General features: G+C 63.1%; 1 protein-coding gene. It reads left to right on the top strand.

Annotated features, from left to right (window positions below):
- Positions 1–145 precede the first annotated feature (145 nt).
- Positions 146–398: hypothetical protein (locus ASF70_RS24145; protein WP_162237940.1), on the top strand; the 253-nt coding region annotated here is incomplete at its 3' end.

Below are 398 nucleotides of genomic sequence, written 5' to 3'. Positions count from 1 at the left end.
CTCGCTGACAGCCTGGCCGCCGGAGTGGCAATCGCAAGGTCTGCAAAACCCGTCCGAGGATCGCGACCCTCGCCTCAGGACCGCCTGCCAGGTGACGCTGGCGACGGGCTTCCGCCTGCCTCTAAGCGCAAGAGAACGAGAATGGGTGACAAGCTCCGTGCCTCTCGCATTCGAGGGTTATGTCGGGACAGCGCGCATGGCACAGGCTGGCCGCCTTGCGCCGGGCGAGACAGAGCTCGAATATGTGCGCGACCCAGAAGACCTGGTCGAGGACAGGCAGCGGATGCTTGGGCTGTCAGCAGACGGCGAAGCGCTGATTGTGGTTTCGGATCAGCTCTTTGTCATGCCCCGCACCGACATTCTGCATCTTGAGGTCATTCGTATGACGCCGGCCAAGC

Origin of the sequence: Rhizobium sp. Leaf321, assembly GCF_001423215.1 — a bacterium.
GTDB lineage: Bacteria > Pseudomonadota > Alphaproteobacteria > Rhizobiales > Rhizobiaceae > Neorhizobium > Neorhizobium soli.
This window is presented reverse-complemented; position numbering and strand designations above follow the sequence as displayed.